Source organism: Nocardioides sp. URHA0032 (assembly GCF_000620645.1).
GTDB lineage: Bacteria > Actinomycetota > Actinomycetes > Propionibacteriales > Nocardioidaceae > Nocardioides.
This window is the reverse complement of the sequence record NZ_JIAV01000019.1, coordinates 155,699-171,277: the sequence shown is the minus strand read 5'-3', so window position 1 is coordinate 171,277 and position 15,579 is coordinate 155,699. Positions and strand designations below refer to the sequence as shown.

17 protein-coding genes are annotated in these 15,579 nt (G+C 71.9%); 15 read left to right on the top strand and 2 right to left on the bottom strand.

Translation table 11 applies throughout. From position 1 onward, the window contains the following. The 11 genes from N538_RS0109565 (at position 1) to N538_RS24640 (ending at position 10,792) form a co-directional block, all read left to right on the top strand. Complete coding sequence (locus tag N538_RS0109565; protein ID WP_028637124.1) at positions 1-2,082, top strand: hydantoinase/oxoprolinase family protein; 2,082 nt, start codon at positions 1-3, stop codon at positions 2,080-2,082. Beyond that, positions 2,079-3,989, top strand: coding sequence for a hydantoinase B/oxoprolinase family protein (locus N538_RS0109560; RefSeq protein ID WP_028637123.1), 1,911 nt, complete (start codon positions 2,079-2,081; stop codon positions 3,987-3,989). The genes N538_RS0109565 and N538_RS0109560 overlap by 4 nt, the downstream gene beginning before the upstream one ends. 13 nt (positions 3,990-4,002) lie before the next feature. Then, positions 4,003-4,479: a tRNA (N6-threonylcarbamoyladenosine(37)-N6)-methyltransferase TrmO gene (tsaA, locus tag N538_RS0109555; protein WP_028637122.1), complete on the top strand. Its 477-nt coding sequence runs from the start codon at positions 4,003-4,005 to the stop codon at positions 4,477-4,479. A gap of 4 nt (positions 4,480-4,483) precedes the next feature. After that, positions 4,484-4,837 carry a VOC family protein gene (locus N538_RS0109550; protein WP_028637121.1) on the top strand — a complete coding sequence of 118 codons (354 nt, stop codon included), beginning with the start codon at positions 4,484-4,486 and terminating at the stop codon, positions 4,835-4,837. 106 nt (positions 4,838-4,943) lie between these two features. Continuing rightward, positions 4,944-5,621, top strand: coding sequence for a hypothetical protein (locus N538_RS0109545; RefSeq protein WP_155992027.1), 678 nt, complete (start codon positions 4,944-4,946; stop codon positions 5,619-5,621). Between the two features lie 9 nt (positions 5,622-5,630). Next, positions 5,631-6,290, top strand: a complete 660-nt coding sequence (locus N538_RS24650) for an SDR family oxidoreductase (RefSeq protein WP_036570077.1) — start codon at positions 5,631-5,633, stop codon at positions 6,288-6,290. Next, positions 6,287-7,297 (top strand): hypothetical protein, encoded by a 1,011-nt coding sequence (locus N538_RS24645; protein WP_051549093.1) that lies wholly within the window; start codon positions 6,287-6,289, stop codon positions 7,295-7,297. The genes N538_RS24650 and N538_RS24645 overlap by 4 nt, the downstream gene beginning before the upstream one ends. Positions 7,298-7,349: 52 nt before the next feature. Then, positions 7,350-7,565, top strand: a complete 216-nt coding sequence (locus N538_RS0109530; RefSeq protein ID WP_028637119.1) for a hypothetical protein — start codon at positions 7,350-7,352, stop codon at positions 7,563-7,565. Then, positions 7,562-9,019, top strand: a complete 1,458-nt coding sequence (locus N538_RS0109525) for a basic amino acid/polyamine antiporter (RefSeq protein WP_028637118.1) — start codon at positions 7,562-7,564, stop codon at positions 9,017-9,019. The genes N538_RS0109530 and N538_RS0109525 overlap by 4 nt, the downstream gene beginning before the upstream one ends. Before the next feature lie 25 nt (positions 9,020-9,044). Continuing rightward, positions 9,045-10,292, top strand: a complete 1,248-nt coding sequence (locus tag N538_RS0109520) for an arginine deiminase (RefSeq protein WP_197025293.1) — start codon at positions 9,045-9,047, stop codon at positions 10,290-10,292. A gap of 80 nt (positions 10,293-10,372) precedes the next feature. Next, on the top strand, positions 10,373-10,792 hold the full coding sequence (locus tag N538_RS24640; protein WP_028637116.1) for an META domain-containing protein: 420 nt from the start codon (positions 10,373-10,375) through the stop codon (positions 10,790-10,792). A gap of 16 nt (positions 10,793-10,808) precedes the next feature. On the opposite strand, the gene N538_RS0109510 is transcribed toward N538_RS24640, so the two are convergent. Continuing rightward, a complete protein-coding gene (locus N538_RS0109510) occupies positions 10,809-11,486 on the bottom strand; it encodes a TIGR00266 family protein (RefSeq protein ID WP_028637115.1) in 678 nt (225 codons plus the stop codon). 71 nt (positions 11,487-11,557) lie between these two features. After that, positions 11,558-12,676 carry a 5-methyltetrahydropteroyltriglutamate--homocysteine S-methyltransferase gene (locus N538_RS0109505; RefSeq protein WP_028637114.1) on the bottom strand — a complete coding sequence of 373 codons (1,119 nt, stop codon included), beginning with the start codon at positions 12,674-12,676 and terminating at the stop codon, positions 11,558-11,560. Between the two features lie 48 nt (positions 12,677-12,724). Between N538_RS0109505 and N538_RS0109500 the strand changes: the two genes are divergently transcribed. The 4 genes from N538_RS0109500 (at position 12,725) to N538_RS0109485 (ending at position 15,561) form a co-directional block, all read left to right on the top strand. Beyond that, positions 12,725-13,210, top strand: a complete 486-nt coding sequence (locus tag N538_RS0109500; RefSeq protein ID WP_028637113.1) for a nucleoside deaminase — start codon at positions 12,725-12,727, stop codon at positions 13,208-13,210. Further along, on the top strand, positions 13,207-13,611 hold the full coding sequence (locus tag N538_RS0109495; RefSeq protein ID WP_028637112.1) for a cupin domain-containing protein: 405 nt from the start codon (positions 13,207-13,209) through the stop codon (positions 13,609-13,611). The genes N538_RS0109500 and N538_RS0109495 overlap by 4 nt, the downstream gene beginning before the upstream one ends. Continuing rightward, positions 13,608-14,336, top strand: a complete 729-nt coding sequence (locus N538_RS0109490; RefSeq protein ID WP_028637111.1) for an SDR family oxidoreductase — start codon at positions 13,608-13,610, stop codon at positions 14,334-14,336. The genes N538_RS0109495 and N538_RS0109490 overlap by 4 nt, the downstream gene beginning before the upstream one ends. A gap of 289 nt (positions 14,337-14,625) precedes the next feature. Continuing rightward, positions 14,626-15,561: a carbamate kinase gene (locus N538_RS0109485; protein WP_028637110.1), complete on the top strand. Its 936-nt coding sequence runs from the start codon at positions 14,626-14,628 to the stop codon at positions 15,559-15,561. The last annotated feature ends 18 nt before the right edge of the window (positions 15,562-15,579 follow it).

The following is a 15,579-nucleotide window of genomic DNA, read 5'->3' as shown; positions in this document are numbered from 1 at the left end:
ATGGCCCGGCGGATCCGGATCGGCATCGACACCGGCGGGACGTTCACCGACGTCGTCGCCTTCGACGAGGACTCGGGCGAGCTCGTCACCACCAAGACGCCCTCGACGCCGGGCAACCCGGCCGACGGCTTCCTCGCCGGCATCGACAAGGTGCTCGGGCTGCTCGGCGCGACCGGCGCGGACATCGACGCGGTCAGCCACGGGACCACGGTCGCGACGAACCAGCTGCTCGAGGGCAAGGTCGACCGGCTCGGGTTCATCACGAACACCGGCTACGAGGCGATGCTCGAGATCGCCCGCCAGTCGGTGCCCGACGGGTACGGCAACAGCTACTTCTGGGTCAAGCCGGAACGGATCGTCCCGCGCGACCGGGTCCAGGGCGTCGAGGGCCGCCTCGACGTGAACGGCGAGGAGGTGCGTCCCTTCGACGAGGCGGGCGCCCGGGCGGTCGCGCGCTGGTTCAGGGCACAGGACATCAGCACCCTCGGGGTCTGCTTCCTGCACGCCTACGCCAACCCCGTGCACGAGGACCGGATGCGCGCGATCCTCGCCGAGGAGCACCCCGACGCGGTCGTGTCGCTGTCCAGCGAGGTGCTCCGCGAGTACCGCGAGTACGAGCGGGCGATGACGACGCTGGTCGACGCGGCGGTCAAGCCGCGGCTCTCGGCGTACGTCAACAACATCAAGTCGCGGCTGACGTCGTACGACGACCGGGTCATCCCGTTCTACGTGATGAAGTCCAACGGCGGCGTCCTGTCGGCCGACGAGGTCGTGCACCAGCCGATCACCACCGTGCTCTCCGGCCCGGCGGCGGGCGCCCTGGGCGCGGCGCTGATCGCGAAGGTCGCCGGCTTCGACCGGGTGCTGACCTCCGACGGCGGCGGTACGTCGACCGACGTCAGCGTCGTGATCGACGGCCAGCCGACGCTCACCACGGAGGGGTCGGTCGGCGCGTTCCCGTCCAAGATCCCGATGATCGACGTGGTCACCGTCGGCGCCGGCGGCGGCTCGATCGCGTGGCTGAGCCCCGAGGGCACGCTCAAGGTCGGCCCGCAGTCGGCGGGCGCGGACCCGGGCCCGCTCTGCTACGGCAAGGGCGGCACCGAGGTCACGATCACCGACGCCCACGTCTTCCTCGGCCGGATCCCCCCGCACCTGCTCGGCGGTGAGATCCCGCTCGACGTCGATGCGGCCCGCGACGGCATCGAGCAGCTCGCGTCCAAGCTCGGGCTGAGCCCCGAGGGCTGTGCCACCGGCATCCTGGAGATCTCCGCGTGGAACCAGGCGAACGCGCTGCGCCAGGTCACCGTCAAGCGCGGCCTCGACGTCCGCGACTTCACGCTCACGACGTTCGGCGGCTCCGGTTCGCTGCTGCTGTGCCGGCTGATGGACGTGCTCGGGCTGTCGACGGTGCTGGTGCCGCCCAACCCCGGCAACGTCTCTGCGTTCGGCCTGCTCACCGTCGACGTCAAGAACGACTACGTGCAGACCCACGTGACGCTGGCGGAGCACCTGGACCCGGCCACGGTCACCGGCATCTACGACGCGCTGACCGCGCAGGCGGCCGAGGCCCTCGCCAAGGAGGGCTTCGAGCCCACCGAGCACCGGTTCGTCCGCACCGCCGACCTGCGCTACTTCGGTCAGGCGTTCGAGGTGCGGGTGCCGGTCGGGACCGGCGTCCTCGACCCGGGCGCGGTCGCCGAGGCGTTCCACGCCGAGCACCGGGCGCTGTACGGCTACGACTTCTCCGCGGACGACTCCCAGCAGGTCGAGTGGGTGAACCTCCGCGTGTCCGGCATCGGCCCGATCCGCCGGCCCGAGATCAAGCGAGTCGGGTCGTCCGCCCCAGGCTCGCCTATAGGCCGCCGAGAGGCGGACGACCCGGTCAGGCAGGTCTGCTTCGACGCCGGTCAGGGGTACGTCGACACGCCCGTGCTGTGGCGCCCCGACCTCGCCCCCGGCAGCATCGTCGAGGGGCCGGCGATCATCGAGGAGTTCGGCTCGACCGTTCCGCTCCACCCGGGGTTCACCGCCCGCATCGACGAGTACGTGAACATCATCGTGACGAGGAGCGACCGATGAGCCGCCGCGCCCCCACCCAGTTCCCGTTCGGCCACCTGACCGACGACGCCGGCGCGAGCGCGGACCCGGTGCTGGTCGAGATCGTGCAGGGCTCGCTGGCCTCGGTCGAGATGGAGGTCGAGACCGCGATCGGCCGGACCAGCCGGAGCCCGATGATCCGGGACGCGCACGACTTCCGCGCCGGCATCCACGACCGGCTGCTGCGCAAGCTCACCGGCCGGTCGTACTCCGCGCTCGTGCACCCGGTCGCCCGCGACTTCCCGATCGCGGAGATGCAGGAGGGCGACGTCTTCTTCCACAACGACGTCTACCGCTCCGAGGGAGGCATCGGCCACCTGCCGGACCTCTGCGTCACGGTGCCGGTCTTCAGCGACGGCAGGGTCGTCGCGTTCGTCCAGGCCTTCGGCCACCACGACGACATCGGCGGCGCCGTACCGGGCTCGATGCCCTCCGACGCCACTAGCGTCTTCGAGGAGGGCCTGATGGTCCCCCCGATCCGGCTCTGGGACGCCGGCGTGCCGAACCGTGCGGCGCTCAGCATCATGACCCGCAACTCGCGGATGCCCGAGTCGCTCGCCGCCGACCTGGACGCCGAGTGCTCGGCCTGCCTGATGGGCGCCCGCCGGCTCGGCGAGCTCTTCGACCGGTACGGCGTGGAGACCGTCGAGTCCTGCTTCGACGCGATCATCAGCCGGACCACCGAGACCTACCGGCGCGAGATCCTCGGCAAGATCCCGGTCGGCACCTGGGTCTGGGAGGACTACGCAGAGCACGACGGCGTCGACGAGCCGATGCTGCACACCCAGCGGATCACGCTGACCCGGACGCCCGCCGACGACCCCGAGGGCGAGCGGCTGGTCCTCGACTTCGACGGCACCAGCCCGCAGGCGAAGGGCCCGATCAACCACTGCGGCGACTACAGCGACGGCGTGTTCCTCAAGAAGTGGCTCGCGCCGATCCTGCGCAACCTCGCCGACACCCCCGAGCGGATGGCGGAGCTCGACGTCAACGAGGGCATCGTGCCGCTCATCGAGATGCGCTTCCCGGAGCCCGGGACCCTGCTGACGCCGGTGTTCCCGGCACCGACGAACGCGCGCACCTTCGTGATCCTCCGGCTGCTCGGCGTCCTCGCGGGCGTCGTCGCCAAGGCGGTCGACGGCAAGATGCCCGCCGACCAGGAGACGATCCGCTACACCGGCGTGTACGGCGAGGACCTCGAGGGCCGGCCGTACCTGATGCGCGAGGTGCTGGGCGGCGGCTCCGGCGGCCGCTACTACGCCGACGGCGAGGACACGATCCACGTGGTCCCGGACTCCCGGAACCTGCCGACCGAGTTCACCGAGGCGCGCTTCCCGTTCCGCGTCGAGTCGCTGTCGCTGGCGACGGACAGCGGGGGAGCGGGCCGGTTCCGCGGGGGTCTCGGCTACGAGAAGCACATCCGGATGCTCAAGGACGGTCACTTCATGTCGATCGCGGACCGGTCGATCCTGGCGTGTTGGGGGGTCAGGGGCGGCCTCGCCGGCAAGCCGTTCGAGGTCGTCATCGACCCCGGCGGCCCGCACGAGCGCGAGGTCGACGCCCTCGCCGACGCCGAGCCGGTCGCGGCGGGCGAGGTGATCCGGATCCGGACCACCGGCGGCGGCGGTTGGGGCGACCCGCTCCAGCGCGACCCCGCCCTCGTCGTCCGCGACGTCGTGTGGCGCAAGGTCTCCCCGGAGGCCGCGCTGGCGTCGTACGGCGTGGTGCTCAGCGGCTCCCTCGAGGACGGCTCCCTGTCGTACGACGACGCGGCGACCGTCGCCGAGCGCGCGAGCCGCCCGGAGCCGAGCGAGGCGTTCTTCGACCGCGGCCCGGGCTACGCTCGGCTCGCCGAGGGCGCGGCGTACGCAGCCGTCGACCTGGTCTGAGGAGGTGGGGTCGGTGCCCCGCGAGGACGAGCTCCGCGATGCCGAGGTCGCGGTCGACCCACCCGTGGCCGCGGACGCCGGCCTGGTGTTCATCGGCACGATCCGCACGCCCTGGAGCTCGACGCTCGAGACGCCGCGCCAGGGCCGCGCGGACGGGCCCGAGTGCCGGATCGAGGTGTTCGAGCCCTGGGTCGCCGCGCTCGACGGGATCGACCGGTACGAACGCCTCGAGGTCCTCTACTGGCTGCACCTCTCACGCCGCGACCTGGTCCGGCAGAGCCCGCGGAACGACGGCAGCACCCGGGGCACCTTCGCGCTCCGGTCGCCGGTGCGCCCGAACCCGATCGCGACCTCGATCGTGACCGTGGACCGCATCGAGGGCGGCACCCTCGTCGTGCGCGGCCTGGACTGCCAGGACGGCACCCCGCTGCTCGACCTCAAGCCGGACCGGGAGCTGTTCATGCCGGCCGCGCCGCCGCGGCAGGGGTGATCGCGTGATCACCGGCAGCCACGTCGTCCTCTTCAGCCGCGACCCCGCGGCGGACCGGGCCTTCTTCCGCGACGTCCTCGACTGGCCGTACGTGGATGCCGGCCACGACTGGCTGATCTTCCGGCTGCCGCCGGCCGAGCTCGCGGTGCACCCGTCCGACGGTCCGACCGGGCACGAGCTCTATCTCATGTGCGACGACCTCGAGGCCACCGTCGCGGAGCTCGGCGCCCGCGGCGTCCAGCTGACGGCCGACGTCACCGACGAGCGCTGGGGACGGCTCACCAGGTTCCGGCTGCCCGGTGGCAGCGAGGTCGGACTGTACGAGCCCCGGCACCCGACGGCACTCGACCTCGGCTGATCCGCGCACCTCGCTCAGCACGATCTGCCCGATCAGGGGCGCCCTTGCCGGTCTCATGTTCCGGGCGCACCATGAGGAGTACGGCGCCCGGAAGTTGGTGATGACGATGGGCACGACCGATGTCCTTCGCAGTTCCCTCCAGCACACGCACTCGCGGATGGCGGAGCGGCTCGAGGCCGCGCGGGCGATGGAGGCGCCGGCCAGTCGTCCCCGGGACGGCTACGAGCGGATCGACGCCTTCCTCGCCACCACGAGCAAGCACCTGCACGCCGTCGACGCGGTGCTGCTCCCGCCGGCCCGCAAGCAGGTGCCGGACGGCTCCACGGTCGTGCACGACTACGTCCGCACCGTGAAGGAGCTGGAGATCGTGCTCGCGCACGTGAAGGCGCACGAGTACGGCTCGGTGTACGAGACCTCGTTCGCCTGGCCCGAGGTGTGGTCGGACGTCGACACGGCGCTCGCCGACAACCACCGCCAGGAGCAGGCGCTCGGCGTCCGGCTCACCGCGGTGCTCGCCGACGAGGAGCTCGACCGGCTGACGCAGCGGCTGTACCACGCCGAGCTGGTCGCGCCGAGCCGTCCGCACCCCTACACCCCGCACACCGGGCTCCTCGGCCTGGTCGCCCGGAAGGTGATGCACACGGCGGACTCCTTCTGGGACACCGTCGAGGGGCGGATGGTGCCGGTGCCGCGGCCGGAGCCGAAGAAGCCGCCCGGCCGGATCGCCCAGTACTTCCTGGCGGACCCGCGCTTCGACGAGGAGGAGCAGACTCCGGCGCCCTAGGCTCGGCCCATGACCCGAGTCGCGGTGGTCGGAGGCCACGGCAAGACAGGCCGCGCGGTCACCGCCGCGCTCCCGGACGCCATACCGCTGGGCCGCGCCGACTGGGACGACCTTCCCGGCGCGCTGGCGGGCTGCGACACGGCGTACCTGATCGCGCCGAACCTGCATCCCGACGAGCCGACGTACGTCGGGGACGCGCTCGCGGCGCTGACCGCGGCGGGCGTCGAGCGGGTCGTCTACCACTCGGTCGCGTCGCCGTACGTCCCCGCGATGCCGCACCACGTCGGCAAGGCCGTCTCGGAGGACCTGGTCCGGCGCTCGGGGCTCGCCTGGACGATCCTCCAGCCGGGCGCCTACCTGCAGAACCTCGACCTCTCCGGGCCGGTGGTCCGGGTGCCGTACGACGTGGACGCGCCGTTCGGCTTCCTGGACCTGGCGGACCTCGGCGCCGCGGCGGCGCGGGTGCTGCTCGAGGACGGCCACGCCGGTGCGACGTACGAGCTGGCCAGCCGGCAGGCGACGGTGCGCCGGCTCGCCGGCGAGGCCGGCTTCGCCGCCGAGAAGGTCGCGGACCCGCGCACGCACCCGTGGCTCTCGGCGATGTTCGACTACTACGACGAGCACGGGCTGCCGGTCGGCACCCTGACCCTGCAGGCGCTGCTGGCATGACCCGCGCGGCGGCCCTCGTGCTCCTCGGCGTGCTGCTGCTCGCCGGCTGCTCGGGAGATCCGCCGCCGGAGGATTCGCCCCCGCCCTGCAACGGCCACGTCGAGCTGTGCGACCGCGGGTACGACGAGGTCGCGTACGCCGCCACGCACAACTCGATGTCCGCGGCGTCCGAGCGAGGATGGCTCTTCGCCGAGCAGCCGGACGGGATCATCGCGCAGCTCGACCACGGGATCCGGGTGCTGCTGGTCGACAGCTGGTACGGCCAGGCCACGGAGCGCCAGGGCATCGTCGCCACCGCGGACCAGCAGCGCCGGGAGGCGTTCGAGCAGGCGAAGGCCGACTTCGGCGCGACGCCGGTCCGGGCTGCGCTCCGGCTCCGCCGCGCCGCCGGGCTCGCGCCGCGCGGCGAGGTGCGCCCGTACCTGTGCCACTCGATGTGCGAGCTCGGCTCGACGCCCTGGTTGCAGAACCTCCGCGACATCAAGGCCTGGCTGGACGGGCACCCCCGGGACGTCGTCACGCTGTTCGTGCAGGACGAGGTCACCCCGGCCGACACCGCTGGCGTCGTCGAGGCCGCCGGGCTCGAGCCGTACGTCTACACACCCGCGACCGACGGCAGCTGGCCGACGCTGGGGCAGATGATCGACGCCGGCACCCGGCTGGTGGTGCTGATGGAGAACCGCGGCGGCGGGGACCGCTGGCCGTGGCTCATCCCCGGCTTCGACGTCGTCCAGGACACGCCGTTCCTGTTCAAGAGCCCGGCGGACTTCAGCTGCGCGTCCAACCGAGGGGACCCCGACGCGTCGCTGTTCCTCGTCAACCACTGGATCGACGAGAAGGGACGGGTCCCGCAGAACGCGGCGCTCGTGAACGCCCGCGACGTGCTCCTGCCGCGGCTCGAGGAGTGCGAGCAGGAGCGCGGCCGGCCGCCGAACTACGTCGCTGTCGACTACTACGACCGCGGCGACCTGTTCTCCGTGGTCGACGAGCTGAACGGGCTCGACTAGTCCGGTTCGGGGGAGGCGGCCAGGCGCCTCGAGGAGCATCCTCCTTGTCGCCATGAAGGATGCCGAGGCCGCGCTGGAGCGGGATCCGACTCTCGCGGATGCGCTGATCCCGCTGGGGACGCTTGCCGCCCTCATCGGCGTCTCGACGCTGCTCTACCTGCCGCACGCCGTCTCCTGCTACGCACGTCCTGTGCTCAGCGTGCTGGACGGCTTCACCGGGTTCCGGGTCGAGCGGACCGAGCCCACCCAGCTGGAGGAGGACGCATGACCCGGACCGAAGAGGCGACGGCTCCCGCCGGTGCCGTCGCGAAGATGAGCGTCACGACGCTGACCGCGATGGTGGTCGGCGGCATGGTGGGGGCAGGCGTGTTCTCGCTGCCGGCCCGCTTCGGCGTCGCCACCGGGATCCTCGGCTCGCTGATCGCCTGGGCGGTCGCGGGCACGGGCATGCTGATGCTGGCGTTCGTCTTCCAGAACCTCGCGATCCGCAGGCCCGAGCTCGACTCCGGTGTCTTCATCTACGCCACGGCCGGCTTCGGCGACTACGCCGGCTTCAACTCCGCGATCGGCTTCTGGGCCAGCACGGTGGCCGGGAACACCTTCTACTGGGTGTTCATCGGGTCGACGCTCGGCGCGTTCTTCGACAGCTTCGGCGACGGCGACACCGTGCTCGCCGTGGCGTTGGGAACCGTGGGCGTCTGGACGTTCCACTACCTGATCGCCCGGGGAGTGCGCGACGCCGCCGTGATCAACCGGATCGTCACGGTCTTCAAGGTCCTGCCGATCCTGGTCTTCATCGTCGTGCTGTTCGTGAACTTCGACGCCGGCGTCTTCGCCGACAACTGGACGGCCACCGGGTACGGCGAGCTCGGCTCCCTCAACGAGCAGGTCCGCAACACGATGCTGATCACGACGTTCGTCTTCATCGGGATCGAGGGCGCCAGCGTCTACTCCCGCTACGCGAGGCGCCGCGAGGACGTCGGCCGGGCCACGGTGATGGGCTTCCTCAGCGTGCTCTCGATCTTCGCGCTGGTCACGCTGTCCAGCTACTCCGTCGTCCCGCAGCCCGAGCTCGCCGACACCCGGCAGCCGTCGATGGTCGGCGTCTTCCAGTCCGTGGTCGGGGACTGGGGCGAGTGGTTCATCAGCGTCGCGGTGATCGTGTCGGTGCTCGGGGCCTACCTGGCGTGGACGCTGATGGCCGCCGAGGTCATGTACATCCCGGCCCGGCAGGACGACTTCCCCGAGTTCCTCGGCCAGGAGAACGAGAGCGGCACGCCGATCACCGCGCTGGTGGTGACGTCGCTCGCGGTCCAGGGCCTGCTCGCGCTGACGCTGTTCGTCACCGACGCGCTCAACTTCATGCTCGACCTGTCCACCAGCCTCGCGCTGCTGCCGTACCTGCTGGCGGCGGCGTACGCCCTCAAGCTCGGGTTGACCGGCGAGGCCTACGAGGGCGTCACTCGGCGTGTCAGGCGCAAGGAGACGATCGTCGCCGGCGCGGCGACGGCGTACACGGTCTTCCTCTTCGACGCGGCTGGCATGAAGTTCGTGCTGCTGATGACCGTGCTGCTCGCACCGGCGTCGCTCCTCTACGTCAAGGCGCGCAGCGAGCACGGGCGACGGCTGTTCAGCCCGGCCGAGATCGGGCTGTTCGCACTCATCGTGGTCGGCGGCGTGATCGGGGCGGTCGGGCTCTGGACCGGCCGCATCACCATCTGAGACCGATGACAGGAAGGAAATGCCCATGAGCACCTCATCGACGTACGGCGTCCACTCCGAGGTGGGCCGGCTCCGCAAGGTGCTCGTGTGTGCGCCGGGGCTCGCCCACCGCCGGCTGACGCCGACCAACAACGACGAGCTCCTCTTCGACGACGTGATGTGGGTCGAGAACGCCCAGCGCGACCACGCGGACTTCGTGAACAAGCTCACGCAGCGGGGCGTCGAGGTGGTGGAGCTGCACGACCTGCTGGCCCAGACGATGGAGGTGCCGGGCGCCAGGGACTGGCTGCTGGATCGCAAGATCGTCGCGAACCGGGTCGGCCTGGGCCTCGTCGACCTGACGCGCTCCTACCTGGAGTCGCTCGGCTCGCGCCAGCTGGCGGACTTCCTGATCGGCGGGCTCGCGACCCAGGACCTCCCCGACGAGCACCGGACGCCGTACCTCGCGCTCGTGCGGGAGTCGACCGGCGCGCGGGAGTACCTGATGCCGCCGCTGCCCAACACGCTCTACACGCGGGACACGACCTGCTGGCTGTACGGCGGCCTCACGATGAACCCGCTGTACTGGCCGGCCCGCAAGGACGAGACGCTCATCTACAAGACCATCTACCAGTTCCACCCCGACTACGTCGGCTCGACCGTCTGGTGGGGCGACCCCGAGGTCGAGTGGGGCCAGGCGACGTTCGAGGGCGGCGACGTGATGCCGGTCGGGAACGGCGTGGTGCTGGTGGGCATGAGCGAGCGGACCTCCCGGCAGGCGATCACGCAGGTCGCCCGGGCCCTCTTCGAGCAGGGTGCGGCGACCCGTGTGGTCGTCGCCGGCATGCCCAAGCTGCGGGCGGCGATGCACCTCGACACCGTCTTCACGTTCGTGGACCGCGACATCGTCACGCTCTACCCGACGATCATGGACGCGGTGCACACCTTCACGCTGACGCCGTCCGACGCGGCGCCGGGCGTGGAGGTCCGCGACGAGGGGACGACGCCGTTCGTCGACGTGGTGGCCCGCGAGCTCGGGCTGCCGTCGATCCGGGTCATCGACACCGGCGGCGACGTCTACCAGTCCGAGCGGCAGCAGTGGGACAGCGGCAACAACGCCGTGGCCGTGGAGCCGGGCGTGGTGTTCACCTACGACCGCAACACGCTGACGAACACGCTGCTGCGCAAGGCCGGCGTCGAGGTGATCACGATCGTCGGCGCCGAGCTGGGCCGGGGCCGCGGGGGCGGCCACTGCATGACCTGCCCGATCGTCCGGGACCCCGTGCAGTTCTGAGCAGCGCCATCGGCGCGGCTTGCCGCCGGGCCGATCTCGTGGTCAGGTGGGAGGACGACCTTCTCGGGGAGCTGAACCGAATGCGCATGCTGCTGGGCCTCGTCGCCCTCACGCTGCTGACTGCCTGTGGCTCTGACGACCAGGACGGTGCCGCTGCGCCGGACACGTCCGACCTCGAGGCCTCGACGTACTCCTCGACCGACGTGAGTGGTCACGACCTCGTGGAGGGCACGACGCTCACGCTGTCCTTCCAGGACCAGACGATCGCGGTCAAGGCCGGCTGCAACACCCAGACCGGCAGGTACGACGTCGTCGACGGCGTGCTGAAGTGGACCGCTCCGGCCGCGTCCACGACGATGGCGTGCCCCACCTCGGACCTGGCCGACCAGGACCAGTGGCTGGCCGGCGTCTTCACCGACGGCATGGACGCGTCACTGGACGGTGGCACCCTCACGCTGACGAACGACGACGACGTGAAGCTGGTGCTGACGTCCGGCTGACCGGAACGTCGGCCGGTCAGCTGTTGTTCTGCGTGGGCAGTCGCGGGATCAGCCAGTCGAGGAACGCGTCCTGGCTGCGCGTCTGGAGATAGATCCGGCCGGGTCCGGTGAGGTCGCAGACCAGGCCCTCGCCGGAGAAGAAGGTGGACTTCCAGCCGCCGACCTTGCGCACGGCGTACTGGATGCCCTCGGTCCACGCGACCATGTGGCCGGTGTCCACCGTGTAGGTCTGGCCGGCCTGCAGGTCGACGGCGTGGATCGCGCCGTAGCTCGAGAGCACCAGCTCGCCCTGGCCGGAGACCCGCAGCATGAACAGGCCCTCGCGGGAGAAGAACGTCTTGGCCCCGCCCCAGTCGGTGTCGACCTGGACGCCGGCGGAGCTCGCGACGAACGAGCCCGACTGCACGTAGAGCGTGCCCTGGTGCGGCCACGCGACCATGTCGCCGGGTAGGGAGGGCGCGACGAACAGCTCAGCGCCGTCGACCTGGGCGGTGAAGGTGTTCATGAAGAACGACTCGCCCCCGAGCACGGAGCGCTTCAGGCCCTTGAGGAGCCCACCTTGCGTGGACGTCTCGAGGGTGATGCCGGGGGACATGGCGAGCATCGCGCCGGCCTCGGCACGCACGGTCTCGCCCTGGGCGAGGGTGAGCTTGGCGGCGGCGTACGCGGGGCTGTAGAGCACTTCGGTCTGCATTGCGAGTTCTCCTGAGCGGTCCCGAGCCGGATGGGTGTGCGGCGAGCGTAGCGACCGCTCCCCGCCCGCGGTCAGCCCCAGACCTCGTCCGCGAGCTCGACCAGCAGGGCGAGCTTGGCCCTCTCCTGGTCGACGCTGAGGGAGTTGCCCTCGGACGTCGAGGAGAAGCCGCACTGCGGCGAGATGCAGACCTGCTCGAGGTCGACGTACTGCGCGGCCTCGTCGAGCCGGCGTCTGAGCACGTCCCTGGACTCGAGCTCGCCGTGCTTGGTCGTGACGATGCCGAGCACGACGAGCTTGCCGGCGGGCACGTGCCGCAGCGGCTCGAACGAGCCGGACCGCTCGTCGTCGTACTCGAGGAAGAAGCCGTCGACGCCGAGCTGGGTGAACAGCGCCTCGGCGACGAAGTCGTAGCCGCCCTCGGCGACCCACGAGTCGCGGAAGTTGCCGCGGCACATGTGCGTGGTGACGGTGAGCCCCTCGGGCCGACCGTCGAGCGCCTCGTTGAGGTGCCGGATGTAGGCCTCGTGGAGGTGCTCGGAGTCCTCGCCGCGGTCGGCCATCGCGCGCCGCTGCTCCGGGTCGTTGAGGTACGCGAGAGAGGTGTCGTCGAGCTGGAGGTAGGTGCAGCCGAGGTCGTGGACGCGGCGCACCTGCTCGCGGTACGCCGCGGTCAGGTCGATCCAGAAGTCCTCGATGCCGGGGTAGACCGCCGGATCGATGGCCGCCGCGCCGCCGCGGTAGTGGACCATGCTCGGGGACGGGATCGTGAGCTTCGGGGTGACGCCTTCGGCGACGTGGTCGCGGAGGAAGGTGAACGCGTCGCCGAAGATGGTCTCGGAGACGCCGAGCTTCCCGTCGACCCGCAGCGCTGCCGGGGTGAAGTCGATCTCGCCCGCGGCGTTCTTGAAGTGCACGGTGAGGTTGTCCTGGGCCTTGCTGACGCCGTCGAGGCTGTAGATGAAGTCCATGTGCCACGACCCGCGGCGGAACTCGCCGTCGGTCGCCGACCGCAGCCCGGCCGCGCGTTGCAGCTCGATGACCTCGACGATCGCCTCGTCCTCGATCGCGCGGAGGCGGTCGGCGTCGATCGTCCCGGCGGCGTGGTCCTCCCGGGCCCGCAGCAGGTGCCGCGGGCGGAGCAGGCTGCCGACGTGGTCGGCCCGGAACGGCGGCGTGTCACGGAGCACCTCCCCACCATGCCACGCCGCGCCGCGCGGGCTGAGAGACTCGGGTGCGTGAGCGTGAGCGAGACCGACCTCCAGCACCTGCGCCGCTGCGTGGACCTGGCCCGCGAGGCCCTCGACGACGGGGACGAGCCGTTCGGCTCGGTGCTCGTCTCGGGCACCGGCGAGGTCCTGTACGCCGACCGCAACCGGGTCAAGGACGGCGACCAGACCCGGCACCCCGAGTTCGACATCGCCCGCTGGGCGGGCGAGAACGTCCCGGCCGCCGACCGCGCCGCGTGCACCGTCTACACGTCCGGTGAGCACTGCGCGATGTGCTCGGCCGCGCACGCGTGGGTCGGGCTCGGCCGGATCGTGTATGCCGTCTCGACCGAGCAGCTCGTCGGCTGGCTGACCGCCTGGGGCGTGGCACCCGGACCCGTGCGACCGCTGGCCGTGAACGACGTCGCCCCCGGCGTACCCGTGGACGGGCCGGCGCCGGAGCTCGAGGCCGAGGTCAGGGCGCTGCACGCGCGGCTGCACGGGGTCGCACCGTGACCCGCCCCGCTCTCGCCGAGGCGCTCGACCTCGAGCCGCACCCCGAGGGCGGGTGGTACCGCCAGACCTGGGTCTCGCCCGAGACCGTCACGCTGCCCGACGGCCGGGCGCGGCCGGCCGCGACGCTCATCCACTTCCTGCTGCCGGCAGGGGACTCTTCCGCGTGGCACCGGGTGACCTCCGACGAGGTCTGGCTCGCGCACCGGGGCGCCGTGACGCTCGAGCTCGGCGGCGCGGGTGGCACGCCGGAGACGGGCGCGGTCGTCGAGATCGACGCCGGGCACCCGCAGGCGCTGGTGCCGGGCGGGACCTGGCAGCGCACGGTCCCGCGCGCAGCCGACGCCCTGGTCAGCTGCCTGGTCTCGCCCGGCTTCGACTTCGAGGACTTCGAGCTCGCATGAGGACCCTGATCACGGGAGGCACCCGCGGCATCGGCGCCGCCACCGCGCTCCGTCTCGCGCGTGACGGGCACGAGCTGGTGCTCGGGTACGCCCGCGACGACCGGGCGGCCGAGGAGACCCGGCTGGCCGTCGAGGACGCCGGTGCCCACTGCGAGGTGGTCCGCGTGGACCTCACCGATCCGTCGGCCGTGGACCGCCTCTTCGAGGAGGCGGGCGCCGTCACCGGTGTCGTGAACAACGCCGGCGCCACCCTGCACATCGGACCGCTCGCCGAGACCCCCGTCGACGTGATCGCCGCGACCGTCGACCTCAACCTCACCTCGGCGCTCTACGTCGCCAGGGCCGCCGTCCGCGCCATGGGCACGTCGTACGGCGGCTCCGGGGGCGTGCTCGTCAACGTCAGCTCGGGCGCGGCGACGCTGGGCTCGCCGGGGGAGTACGTCCAGTACGCCGCCGCGAAGGCCGGTGTCGACACGCTGACCGTCGGGCTCGCCCAGGAGGTCGCGGGCGAGGGCGTCCGCGTGGTCGGCGTCGCGCCCGGCATCGTGCGCACCACCATCCACGCCGACGCCGGCGAGCCCGGCCGCCTCGACCGGGTCGGCCCGTTGGTCCCGCTCGGCCGTGCCGGCGAGCCGCACGAGGTCGCGGACGCGATCGCGTGGCTGATGAGCGACGAGGCGTCGTACGTCACCGGCACGACGCTGCGGGTCGCCGGCGGTCGCTAGGTCGTCCGCCCCGGCGTGTCGGCGTTCGCGGATTGGTCACCAACCGCACGTCCGGCGCCGGAAATGCTGCGGTTTGGTCACCAACCGCGGGGCTGGGGACGGACACCGGGCCCGCCGCGTCGCCCCGTGGACAGTTGTCGGGCTCCGGCCCGTCGACTCCTCCGACGGTGACGGCGCGACCCCCACCGGCCCCACCCCGCCAGCGCTGGCAACAGTTGCCAGCGAAACCGCTTCGGACTCGTGGAGCGGCGACGGTGCCCGGCGCCCACGCGGTCACTAGGTTCGTCGCATGAGGGTCCTGCTCGCGCTCGGTGGCAACGCCATGACGAACGCCGACGGCCGGGCCCGTCCGGAGGACCAGATCGCCGCCGCGCAGGTCGCGATGGCCGCGGTCGCCGACCTGCTGCGCCGGGACGTCGAGGTGGTGATCACCCACGGCAACGGCCCCCAGGTCGGCAACCTCCTGGTCAAGAACGAGCTGGCCGCGGCGGTCGTCCCCCCGGTCCCGCTGGACTGGTGCGGCGCGCAGACCCAGGCGACGCTCGGCTTCGTGCTCATGAACGCGCTCGAGGGGGCGATGGCCGACCGCGGCGTCGACCGGCGGGCCGCCGCTCTCGTGACCCGCACTCTCGTGGACGCGGACGACTCCGGGTTCACGCACCCGACCAAGCCGATCGGCCGGTTCCTGCCGGCTGCCGAGGCGGCGCTGCTGGTCGAGCACGGCGAGACCTGGGAGGACCGCGGTGAGAAGGGCTGGCGGCGCGTCGTCGCCTCGCCCGCGCCGCTCGAGATCCTGGACGCGCCGGCCGTCCGGGCGCTGGTCGACGCGGGCTTCGTCGTCGTCGCGAACGGCGGCGGCGGCATCCCCACGGTCCGGGACCCCGACGGCTCGCTGCGCGGGGTCGAGGCGGTCATCGACAAGGACCTCGGCGCGGCACTGCTCGGCCGGACCGTCGACGCCGACGTGCTCGTGATCGGCACCGACGTCCCGAACGCCGTCCTCCGCTTCGGTACGCCGGACGCGGAGGCACTCGGCACGGTCACGCTCGCGCAGATGCGGGAGTACGCCGCGGCGGGCCACTTCGCCAGCGGCTCGATGGGCCCCAAGGTCGACGCCGCGTGCCGGTTCGTCGAGCAGGGCGGCGTGCGGGCCGTGATCACCGACCTCGACCACATCACCTCAGCCATCACGGGCGACGCCGGCACGGTCGTCGTACCGAACTGACCCCCAGGAGAAGGAACC